This window comes from Segatella copri (genome assembly GCF_002224675.1).
Taxonomy (GTDB): Bacteria; Bacteroidota; Bacteroidia; order Bacteroidales; family Bacteroidaceae; genus Prevotella; species Prevotella copri_U.
In genome coordinates this window covers 1-10,829 of record NZ_NMPZ01000046.1, presented here as the reverse complement: position 1 = coordinate 10,829, position 10,829 = coordinate 1, and the positions used below count along the sequence as shown (strand labels likewise).

The 10,829-nt window shown below is 50.8% G+C and carries 8 protein-coding genes and 1 pseudogene; 6 read left to right on the top strand and 3 right to left on the bottom strand.

Annotation, left to right across the window (positions count from 1 at the left end):
* Nucleotides 1-164: 164 nt before the first annotated feature.
* Complete coding sequence (locus CFT61_RS15950) at nucleotides 165-650, top strand: low molecular weight protein-tyrosine-phosphatase (protein WP_089545383.1); 486 nt, start codon at nucleotides 165-167, stop codon at nucleotides 648-650.
* 3 nt (nucleotides 651-653) lie between these two features.
* On the opposite strand, the gene mnmA is transcribed toward CFT61_RS15950, so the two are convergent.
* A complete protein-coding gene (gene mnmA, locus CFT61_RS15945; RefSeq protein ID WP_089545385.1) occupies nucleotides 654-1,781 on the bottom strand; it encodes a tRNA 2-thiouridine(34) synthase MnmA in 1,128 nt (375 codons plus the stop codon).
* Between the two features lie 299 nt (nucleotides 1,782-2,080).
* On the opposite strand from mnmA, the gene CFT61_RS15940 reads away from it, so the two are divergent.
* The 3 genes from CFT61_RS15940 to CFT61_RS15930 all read left to right on the top strand — a co-directional run bounded on the left by CFT61_RS15940 (nucleotide 2,081) and on the right by CFT61_RS15930 (nucleotide 6,273).
* Nucleotides 2,081-3,769: a putative transporter gene (locus tag CFT61_RS15940; protein ID WP_089545382.1), complete on the top strand. Its 1,689-nt coding sequence runs from the start codon at nucleotides 2,081-2,083 to the stop codon at nucleotides 3,767-3,769.
* 9 nt (nucleotides 3,770-3,778) lie between these two features.
* Nucleotides 3,779-5,239: a threonine/serine ThrE exporter family protein gene (locus CFT61_RS15935; protein WP_176425641.1), complete on the top strand. Its 1,461-nt coding sequence runs from the start codon at nucleotides 3,779-3,781 to the stop codon at nucleotides 5,237-5,239.
* A gap of 122 nt (nucleotides 5,240-5,361) precedes the next feature.
* Nucleotides 5,362-6,273, top strand: coding sequence for a LysR family transcriptional regulator (locus tag CFT61_RS15930; RefSeq protein ID WP_089545381.1), 912 nt, complete (start codon nucleotides 5,362-5,364; stop codon nucleotides 6,271-6,273).
* A gap of 165 nt (nucleotides 6,274-6,438) precedes the next feature.
* Here the strand turns inward: CFT61_RS15930 and CFT61_RS15925 are convergent, their stop codons facing one another.
* Complete coding sequence (locus CFT61_RS15925; RefSeq protein WP_089545380.1) at nucleotides 6,439-7,317, bottom strand: DMT family transporter; 879 nt, start codon at nucleotides 7,315-7,317, stop codon at nucleotides 6,439-6,441.
* Between the two features lie 324 nt (nucleotides 7,318-7,641).
* Between CFT61_RS15925 and CFT61_RS15920 the strand changes: the two genes are divergently transcribed.
* Nucleotides 7,642-8,511 carry an aldose 1-epimerase family protein gene (locus CFT61_RS15920; RefSeq protein WP_089545379.1) on the top strand — a complete coding sequence of 290 codons (870 nt, stop codon included), beginning with the start codon at nucleotides 7,642-7,644 and terminating at the stop codon, nucleotides 8,509-8,511.
* Nucleotides 8,511-10,490, top strand: a complete 1,980-nt coding sequence (locus tag CFT61_RS15915) for an OPT family oligopeptide transporter (RefSeq protein ID WP_089545378.1) — start codon at nucleotides 8,511-8,513, stop codon at nucleotides 10,488-10,490. Before CFT61_RS15920 ends, CFT61_RS15915 begins: the two co-directional genes overlap by 1 nt.
* Nucleotides 10,491-10,591: 101 nt before the next feature.
* Here CFT61_RS15915 and CFT61_RS15910 read toward each other — a convergent pair.
* A pseudogene (locus CFT61_RS15910) lies at nucleotides 10,592-10,696 on the bottom strand (helix-turn-helix domain-containing protein); the annotation flags it as partial.
* Between the last annotated feature and the right edge of the window lie 133 nt (nucleotides 10,697-10,829).

Genomic DNA, 10,829 nt, shown 5'->3' with positions numbered 1-10,829 from the left:
AGGGCGTATGTTTATAACACCGAACAACCTAGGGCGTTGCCCTGGGCTAGGAGCTTCTGCCCTTTCAGGGCGTGTGGAGCTTACTTGCAAGGGATGGAGCATACTTTCTGAGCATATGGAGCTTACTTGCAAATATTGACAAACATCTAATAAATATCAGAAGAATGACAAAGAAAGGTAAACATACCGTATTATTTATCTGCCTCGGCAACATCTGCCGCTCGCCTGCCGGAGAGGGCATCATGAAGAGCCTGGTAGAAAAAGCAGGGTTGCAGGATAAGTTTGAAATCGATTCTGCAGGAATCGGAAACTGGCACGTAGGTCAGCTGCCCGACAGCCGCATGAGAAAATGCGGAGCCGAGCATGGCTACAATTTCAACAGTCACGCCCGACAGTTCCAGAAATCCGATTTCCAGAGATTCGAAACCATCGTAGTAATGGACAACGAGAACTACCGCGCCATCACCTCCATGGCTTCCTGCCAGGCAGACAAGGACAAGGTGGTGCGCATGGCTGATTTTCTGACCCACCATCGTGAATACACCACCGTGCCCGATCCATACTACGGCGACTACAGCGACTTCGAGCTGGTAATCACGCTCCTGGAAGATGCCTGCCAGGGATTGCTGGAAAGCATCGTAGAAGAATAAGATTTATACAGTAATCTCCCCCGAACCATAGCAGCGATGATGATTCTCATCATACACCACGCAGAACTGGCCGGGAGCCACGCCGTGGATTGCCTCTTCTGAATGTATCATCCAGCGGCCATCTTCGAGTTTTTCGATAGTGGCTGGATGATACTCCGGCGTATGGCGAATCTTGAACGTTACCTTCTGCATCGCCACCTCGCGGGTGAGGAAATGGAAATCCTGAAGCGGGAAATCCTTCTTGTACGCCGTCTGAGGGTCGTAGCCGTGACTCACGTAGAGAATGTTCTTCTCCACATCCTTCTTGATTACGAACCAAGGTCCGCCGCCGAAGCCCAGCCCCTTGCGCTGGCCGATGGTATGGAACCACAAGCCCTTGTGGGTGCCGATTCGCTTGCCCGTCTCCATCTCTATCACGTCGCCCGGTTTCTCGCCCAGGTACCGGCGGATGTAATCGTTATAGTTAATCTGTCCCAGGAAGCAAATTCCTTGACTATCCTTGCGCTTGGCATTAACGAGATGTTCCTCTTCTGCTATCTCACGAATTTCATTCTTGATGTGATGACCGATAGGGAAAATCGCTTTTCGTAATTGCCAACTTTCTATCTGAGCCAGAAAATCGGTCTGATCCTTCACGGGGTCAGGACTCGTAACGAGCCATTTATCGCCGTTTTCATCCGTTTCGGTCTGCGCATAATGACCTGTGGCGATGAGGTCGTAGTTGTGGCCCATCTTCTCATCGAAGGCACCAAACTTGATGAGCCTGTTGCACATCACATCAGGGTTCGGGGTGAATCCAGCCTTCACCTTATCCATGGTGTAGCGAGTCACCTCGTTCCAGTATTCCTGATGGCAGTCAATTACCTGCAGCTTGCAGCCATACTTGCGTGCCACGGCAGTAGCCATCTCCAGGTCTTCCTCTGAAGAGCAGTCCCATTCCTCCTTTTCTTCCGGTCCTATCTTGATATAGAAGCAGTCAGGGTGCAGGCCCAGTCGGGCAAACTCCCACACCACTACCGAACTATCCACGCCGCCCGAAAGCAGCACGGCCACCCGCTTGTCCTTTACCTCGGCAAGGAAGAGCTCGTCTCTGGTCTCCAGTTCCTTCTCTCTTGGAGTATCCGTTATCATCTTATTGTTATTATCCATTGTCTATTCGCTATTATTCATTTGTGAAGGCAAAGTTACAACAAATTCTGCGAAAAGCCGCCATCTTATGCCGAAAAATCTCATATTTCGCCTAAATGTTTTCTCTTGCACTACATTCTCCCCTTTATCCGCTCCTTTCACTATCGAAATTCTCGATAGCAGAAATCGGCTTATTCCAACATCAATTCTTTTTTGCTTTCGATTTTATCCATACCTTTGCAATCGAAATTCAGCGAAATGCGGTTATAGTAAAAATCAATAACATAGTTTAATATAAGAACATGGATATCTTAAAAAATCTGTTTTATGGCTTCCCTGACCTATGGGGAGGCGGAGTAGCCCACTCCGTGCTGATCCTGGCGTTGGTCATCACCCTGGGTTTGAGTTTAGGAAAGTTGAGAGTAAAGGGAGTTTCCCTGGGATTGGCTTGGATTCTTTTCATCGGCCTCATCTTCGGTCACTTCTCTCTCAATCTCGATGAGCATCTGCTCCACTTCCTCAAGGAGTTCGGATTGATTCTCTTCGTCTATTCCATCGGTCTGGAGGTAGGACCAGGTTTCTTCGCTTCGTTCAAGAACGGCGGCAAGAGCCTCAACCTGCTCAGCATCATCGTGGTAGCGTTGAGCATCATCACCACCCTCGCCATATTCTCGTTCTCGGGAACATCCATCACTTCTATGGCAGGTATTCTCTCGGGTGCCGTTACCAACACCCCTGGACTCGGAGCTGCCCAGCAGGCATTCAGCGACCTGCGCCACATCGACGCTCCATCCATCGCAGCCGGCTACGCCATCGCCTACCCTATGGGTGTGCTCGGCGTTATCCTCTCCTTTATTATATTAAGGTATGCGCTGCGTATCAACAAGAGCGAGGAGGAAGCTGCTGCCAAGCGCGGTATGGGACACCTGGAGGCGATGACCCTGAACACCTTCTCCGTGCAGGTGACCAACCAGATGGTATTCGGCGACACCATTAAGCAGATGAGAGAAATCTTGAAGCGCGACTTCATGGTTTCCAAGATTATCCGCAAAGATAGCGATAAGCACGATGAGGTGGTGAATGGCCAGACCCGGATTAACGAGGGCGATATTCTGCAGATTGTTGCCAACCCTACCGTAGTGGAGCCTGTCATTGCCCTGCTCGGCAAGAAGGTGCAGGTGAGCGATGAGAAGTTTGGCGAAGACCTGATTACCCGCCGCATCCGCATCACCAAGCCAGGCATCAACGGCAAGAGCATCAGCCAGTTGCAGATTCGTTCAAACCTCGGCGCCAACATTACCCGTGTTAACCGCAATGGCGTGGATCTGATTGCCACTCCACAGCTGAAGCTGCAGTTGGGCGACCGTGTTACCGTGGTGGGTACCGAGCTTGCCATCGCTCATACCGAGAAGGTTTTGGGTAACCAGATGAAACGCCTCAACTACCCTAACCTGATTCCTATCTTCCTGGGCATCATGCTGGGTTGCATCGTGGCAAACATCCCATTCTTCATCCCAGGCATCAACGAGAACCTGCGTCTCGGTTTGACCGGCGGTCCTCTGGTAGTAGCCATCCTGATAGGTTATTTCGGTCCGAAGTACAACCTCGTGACCTACAACACCATCTCGGCCAACCTGATGCTCCGCGAAATAGGCATCTGCATCTTCCTGGCTTGCGTGGGACTGGGCACCGGCGAACAGTTTATCCAGACCGTGGCATCAGAAAGCGGAATGACCTGGATTCTCTACGGCGTTGCCATCACCATGATTCCAATCATCATAGGCGGCATCATCGGAAGATACGTGTTCCACATCAACTATTACACATTGCTCGGAGTATTGGCAGGCGCCAACACCAACCCATCTGCCCTGGCTTACGTGCGTGAGCAGACTTCGGCAGATGCACCATCTGTGGGCTATGCGAATGTTTATCCATTTGCCATGTTCCTCAGAATCGTAACTATTCAGATTATCATTTTCGTATTCGGATAAATTAAATATATGGAAGAAAAAAACATGAAGACCTGCGACTGCGCAGAAAAAGGTATTGACAACTGCAACTGCAAGGAAATAGCAGAAACAGAACTGAGAAGAAAACTCGACTTGTTGTTACGCACCGGCAGCATCCTTATGGAGAGTGCTGCCGACACATCGCGCATCATGCGAACGATGAAGCGTGCAGCAGCTTTCCTCGGACTCGACGAACGCTACATGCACCTCTACATCAACTGGAATGTGCTGATGGTGAACTATAGCGACGAGGCGCACTCCTTCTCCAAATTCCAGCGCTGCGAGAAGCACGGCATCAACCTTACCTCCATTTCGATGGTAAGCAAGCTCACCTGGACAGCCATCAAGGAAAACTATTCGCTCGAACAGTATGAGCAGGCCCTGAACGACATCAAGGCCACTCCACGCAGCTTCACCCCATGGCAGGTGGCTATAGGCGGCGGATTTGCCTGCGGCGGATTCTGCATCCAGTTCGGTTGCGACTGGCCAGCATTCTTCTTCTGTTCCCTGGCAGCCATCCTGGGCTTCCGCCTGAGAATGTTCCTGCCTACCAAGGGCTGCAACAACTATGTAGCCATCGGAATTTCGGCATTCGTGGCAACGCTGATTGCGTGGCTCACTTCGTTCCTTTCGCTCAACCCATCCATCGCAGCCGCCCTTCCGGGCTTCCTGCATTCAGATACCCCTTGGCACCCGTTGATGGCGTGCGCCCTCTTCATCGTGCCGGGAGTTCCGCTGATCAACTTCGTGAGCGACATGCTCGACGGCTACATAGAGGTGGGAATGGTTCGCGCCCTCAACACCCTGCTGATGCTCTTTGCCATGGCATTCGGTATTGCCTTTGCCATCCAGGTTTGCCACATCGACAACTTCGTGACGGATCTCACCATGACTCCTCACCACGAATACTGGGAGTTCGCCATCGCGGCAGCCGTATCGGCGATGGGCTTCTCTACCATCTTCAGCATTCCTAGACGCCTGTTGCCAGTTGTGGCTGTGGGCGGCATCATCGCCGTTTGCTTCCGCAACTTCGTCAACCTGGGTCCATCCAACGGCAACATCGGTCTCGACATGGGCTTGAGCATCGGTTCGCTTGCCGGTTCTGCGCTCATCAGCGTCATCGTCATCAAGGCACGCCACTGGTTCCACACCCCTCACCAGTGCATCACCATTCCTAGCGTCATCCCAATGGTACCTGGAGTACTGATGTATCGTGCCCTGTTTGCCTTCATCGACATGCACGGCGTGGTAGGCGAGGTAACCGTGGGTATGAACAACCTGATCAAGGCTTCGCTCGCCATCATCTGCATCGCCCTGGGTGTTGCCATTCCAAATGTATTCTTCCGCCGCTTCATCGCCGACAACCGCAAGCGCCGACTCCTCAACATGCTGGTGGAGAGAAAGAAGAAGAATGGCGAATTCGTGGATCTGCACGAGGTGGAAATCAAGTAAGATTGTTTTTCATCTCTCACAGATTACAGGATTTATCGGATTATTTTGCCCGAAAGCAGGGCTAATTAAAATAAAAGTTTTATCTTTGCACGCGTAATTATAAGACTAGTGAAAAAAGGAAAATGGAAATACGACAACTCAAATATTTTCTGAAGGTAGCCGAGACGCTCAATTTCTCAGAGGCATCGCGCAAGCTCTACATCACGCAGAGTACCCTCTCGCAGCAGATTTCGCATCTGGAACAGGAAATAGGCTTGCCGCTCTTCGAACGTAACTCGCACGAGGTTTATCTCACAGAGGCGGGAAAGGAGCTTCTTCCCTATGCCCAGAATGCCGTAAACTGCACCATGGCTTGCGTTGACCACATGAACGACCTGAAGGAGATGCTTACGGGCGAACTGAACATCGGCGTCACCTACTCCTTCAGCAACATCATGGCAGAAACGCTCATCGCCTTCCTCCATACTTATCCTCACGTGAAGCTGAACATCCAGTACCGTTCGATGCAGGAGCTGATGGATGGATTGAAGAAGCGTGAGCTCGACCTTGTGCTTGCCTTCAAGCCAATCAAGACAGACAAGGCGATTGACAGCCGTGCCATCTTCAGCAACCGTCTGGCGGCAATCGTGAACGAGAACCATCCCCTGGCACGACTTTCATCCATCAGGCTCTCAGAGCTGGAGCGCTACGACCTCATCCTTCCATGCAAGGGGCTGCAGGCCCGCAACGCCTTCGATTACCTGATAGAGGGCAAGGATCTCGACTTCAAGATCATGGTAGAGGTGAATAATGTGAACATCATCTTCGACCTCTTGCATCGCAGCAACCTGGTAACGGTTCTTTCAGAATCCACCACCATCCTGGAGAAAGGCATGAGAGCGATTCCGATTGATGCTGCCGACAACGAGATGGATGGCTGCATCCACATCCTGAAGGATGCGTACATGAAGAACTCGGCGCAGGAGTTCATCCGTATGCTGAGCCAGAGCACCAGCATCCTCGCCAATTTTGCGCTGAAGGATATTCTGAGATAGAATCGGGAAAGGATAGAAAGAATAAAATAAAGGGAAGATTGTAATTCAATCTAAAAAGGCTGTCTCCGACTTGATTGCGGAGGCAGCCTTCATTTTTTTATTTCTAATAAAAGTTCTTGCTCTTTAAAATTGAGAATGCATTATTTCTTTGTTTAAGAGAATGCATTATTTCTTTCGGGCGATAATGATGGTTACACCAGCCAGGATAGCAAGGATGCCGATGGCAAGCTGGAAGGAGAAACTCTCGCCGAAGATACAGACGCCGATGATAACTGCCGTTACAGGCTCCAACGCTCCCATGATGGCAGCAGGAGTACTGCCGATGAGATTGATGGAAATCGTCATGAAGAAGAGCGACAGTACCGTTGGCAACAACGCCAGCTGGGCAGCATAGAGCCAATGCATAGGAGTCTGCAGCATCTGAATCTTCTCGCCTGCGATAAACGAATAGACGAACATCGTGATGAGTCCGAACAACAGGATGTAAAAGGTGAACTTGATGTTCGACATTCCCGGATTCTTCCATTGGTTCACGGAGATGATGTAGAGCGCATAGAGCAGGGAAGAACACATCACCAGCGCAAAACCAGCCGTGCTCAACTTGTCGTTTCCATCGCCCTGATAGAGCAAGCCCACACCCGATACAGCCAGGAGGATAGCCAGGGTAGTTGACCACGTCACCTTCTCATGGAAGAATACCGTCATCAGAATCGCCGTCATAATCGGATAGACAAAGAGGATGGTGCTGGCAATACCTGCCGCCATGTAGTGGAAACTCACATAGAGCGTGGCAGAAGAAAGAGAGAACATGCAACCCAGCGTAGCGAGTCGGATCAAGTGTCCCCACTTTACCTTGAAACTCTCCTTGCGGAACAGCATCACCACGGCAAACATCACCACAGCCAGGAGATAGCGGTAGATGAGTACCGAACTGGAATTGAATCCATCCCCATAAAGTTCCAACGTACCCAAAGGATTGGTACCATAACACACGGCGGCTACAACACCCGCCGCAAAGCCCTTAACTTTATTACTGCTTGTCATTGAACTAAAAATGCTTTTTTTATTTTACTAAGTTTTTTCTTATACCTTATTATATAATATCATTTCTTTCGAGAATCTATTCTGAGAATCAATATCGAGAATCTATTCTGAGAATTTGTTTCGAGAATCTATTCTGATAATTTATTTCGAGCTGCAAAAGTACTGCATTTTTTCGAGATAAACTAACAAAATCGTATAAATCTCTTGCCATCTTTGAGAAAATCAGCCCGATTCTTGCTCTTTATCAAAATAAATCGTATCTTTGCAAAGATTATGTAACAAAGCAGAAATCAATATGATACTAAACAATAAACATTTGTAACTATGGAACAAATTAAAAACGATCAGCTCACCGTTGAAATTTCAGCGCACGGAGCAGAGCTCAAGAGCATCAAGGATGCTGATGGTAACGAATATCTCTGGGATGGCGACAAGGAATTCTGGGGCGGCCAGTCTCCTCTCCTCTTCCCTATCGTAGGCGGATTGTGGAAGGGCGTTTACCGCATCGGCGACAAGGAATACACCCTGCCACGTCACGGCTTCGGCAAACTCGTAGATTTCAAGCTCGTTGGCAAGACCGGCGATCGCCTTACCTTCGCCCTCATCGACAACGAGGAGACCTTCGAGAACTATCCTTACCACTTCAACCTCGCCGTTTCCTATCGCCTTGCCGGCAACGAACTCCACGTTATCTGGCACGTTGAGAATACCGATGACAAGGTAATCTACTTCCAGATTGGCGGTCACCCTGCATTCAAGGTACCAGGCTGCAAGAAGGGAGAGAAGCTGAAGGCATTCCTCAAGCTCGACAACGAGGCTCCTACCCGTCTCTTCGCTACCATCGGAGGCTGCATCGACCCTAACGCACGCGAGACTGTTCAGACCGACAACGGTATCCTGGAGGTAACAGACGAATCATTCGCAGACGATGCCTACATCTTCGACAAGAGTCAGGTAAAGCAGATTTCCCTGCTCAACGAAAAGGGCGAGCCACACGTAACCGTAGAGTTCAAGACTCCAGCCGTAGGTGTCTGGAATCCGGGCAACCACGCTCCATTCGTCTGCATCGAACCTTGGTTCGGTACCTGCGACTGGGCAGAATACACCGGCGAATTCAAGGATAAGTACATGATGAACAGCCTGCAGCCAGGTGCCAGCTTCATGAGTGAATACATCATCAGAATCGAAAAATAATGGAAGAAAAAGATAATTTGCAGCTCCCCGAGAACGCATTTCGCGAACTCAAGGACGGGGAGGAATACAAGCCGCTGATGTCGCCCGACAAGGTTTATCCTGAGGTAAACGGCTGGTCGGTAACATGGGGTATCGTGATGGCGGTCATTTTCTCTGCCGCCGCAGCCTATCTGGGCTTGAAGGTGGGTCAGGTGTTCGAGGCAGCCATCCCTATCGCCATCATCGCCGTGGGCGTAAGTACCGCCACCAAGCGAAGCAAGGCGCTGGGCGAGAACGTCATCATCCAGAGCATCGGAGCCTGCTCGGGTGCCGTGGTGGCAGGAGCCATCTTCACCCTGCCAGCCATCTACATTCTGCAGGCTAAATATCCGGAAATGACTACTTCGTTTATGAAGATATTCATGGCTTCTGCCCTGGGAGGAGTCTTGGGAATTCTGTTCCTCATTCCTTTCCGCAAGTACTTCGTAAGCGACATGCACGGAAAATATCCGTTCCCTGAAGCTACAGCCACCACGCAGGTGCTGGTGAGCGGAGCCAAGGGAGGCGACCAGGCTAAGCCCCTGCTCATCGCCGGACTGGTGGGTGGTCTTTACGATTTCATCGTAGCCAGTCTGGGATGGTGGAACGAGAACTTCACCTCTCGTGTGGTAAGTCTGGGATGCGACCTTGCCGACAAGGCGAAGCTCGTGTTCAAGGTGAACACAGGTGCAGCCGTATTGGGATTGGGTTACATCATCGGATTGAAATACGCCTTCTTCACCTGCCTGGGTTCGCTCGTGGTATGGTGGCTGATTGTGCCAGGCATGAGCGTCATCTTCCACGACAGCGTGCTCAGCGCCTGGGATCCCAGCATAGTGAAGACTGTGGGAGCCATGAGTCCGGAGGAAATCTTCCGTGCCTACGCCCGCAGCATCGGTATCGGCGGTATCGCCATGGCAGGAATCATCGGCATCATCAAGAGCTGGGGCATCATCAAGAGCGCCGTAGGACTTGCCACCAAGGAGCTGAAGGGCAAGAGCGATGTGGATGAGAACGTGAAGCGCACCCAGCGCGACATCTCTTTCAAGATTATCGCCATCGGATCGCTCGTCACTATCCTCATCACCTTCCTCTTCTTCTGGTTTGGTGTGATGGATGGCAACCTGCTCTTCGCCGTCATCGCCATCCTGCTGGTGGCAGCCATCGCCTTCCTCTTCACCACCGTGGCAGCCAATGCCATCGCCATCGTGGGTTCCAACCCTGTATCGGGAATGACCCTGATGACGCTCATCTTCGCCTCTGTGGTGATGGTGGCTGTAGGTTTGAGAGGCCCAGGCGGAATGCTTGCAGCCCTGATTATGGGCGGTGTGGTTTGTACAGCCCTCTCTGTGGCAGGTTCGTTCATTACCGACCTGAAGATTGGTTACTGGCTGGGTACTACTCCTAAGAAGCAGGAGGGATGGAAGTTCCTCGGTACCCTGGTGAGTGCTGCTACCGTAGGCGGCGTGATGATGCTGCTCAACGAGACCTACGGATTCGCTTCCGGCTCTCTGGCTGCTCCTCAGGCGAATGCGATGGCTGCGGTCATCGACCCGCTGATGAATGGTGTGGGTGCACCTTGGATTCTCTACGGCATCGGAGCCGTGATTGCCATCGTGCTCACTTACTTCAAGATTCCAGCCCTGGCTTTTGCCCTGGGTATGTTTATTCCATTGGAGCTGAACGTTCCGCTGCTGGTAGGTGGCGCCATCAACTGGTATGTTACTTCACGCAGCAAGGATGCCAAGGTGAATGCGGAGCGGGGCGAGAAGGGTACGCTCATCGCCAGCGGTTTCATCGCCGGTGGAGCCTTGATGGGTGTGGTCAGCGCCCTGCTGAAGTTTGGCGGCGTAGAGGCCAGCATCGCAGAAAGCTGGTGGGCGAACCCAATGTCTGAGGTTTGCTCACTCATCGCCTACATCTGCCTCATCGGCTTCTTCATCAGAGCCACCAAGAAATAATCTGATTCTAAAAAAAATAATCTGATTAAAAAGAATAAAAACAAAAAAGAGAACATCGCGTTTTGCAATGTTCTCTTTTTCTTTTTTTATCCCATTCCTGTTTATCCCATTTCAGCAAATTCGGCAGGTTTCATGCCAAACTGCTTCTGGAAACATTTTGTGAAATAGCTAGGACTGCTGAAGCCCACCATATAGCTCACTTCGGAATAGTAAGCCACTTTCAAAAATACCCTTCACCCTTCACCAAAAGGACATAAATATCTGTAGCTTAGAAACTTGCACGGGTGAAGAGTTTACGCCACTCTTCACCACTCTTCACCACTCTTCACCCGGAGCCGC

Coding starts and splice junctions, on each gene's coding strand:
- CFT61_RS15930 (WP_089545381.1), top strand. CDS start 5,362: ATGGAAATACGACAACTCAAATATTTTCTGAAGGTAGCCGAGACGCTC.
- CFT61_RS15940 (WP_089545382.1), top strand. CDS start 2,081: ATGGATATCTTAAAAAATCTGTTTTATGGCTTCCCTGACCTATGGGGA.
- CFT61_RS15925 (WP_089545380.1), bottom strand. CDS start 7,317: ATGACAAGCAGTAATAAAGTTAAGGGCTTTGCGGCGGGTGTTGTAGCC.
- CFT61_RS15915 (WP_089545378.1), top strand. CDS start 8,511: ATGGAAGAAAAAGATAATTTGCAGCTCCCCGAGAACGCATTTCGCGAA.
- mnmA (WP_089545385.1), bottom strand. CDS start 1,781: ATGATAACGGATACTCCAAGAGAGAAGGAACTGGAGACCAGAGACGAG.
- CFT61_RS15935 (WP_176425641.1), top strand. CDS start 3,779: ATGGAAGAAAAAAACATGAAGACCTGCGACTGCGCAGAAAAAGGTATT.
- CFT61_RS15950 (WP_089545383.1), top strand. CDS start 165: ATGACAAAGAAAGGTAAACATACCGTATTATTTATCTGCCTCGGCAAC.
- CFT61_RS15920 (WP_089545379.1), top strand. CDS start 7,642: ATGGAACAAATTAAAAACGATCAGCTCACCGTTGAAATTTCAGCGCAC.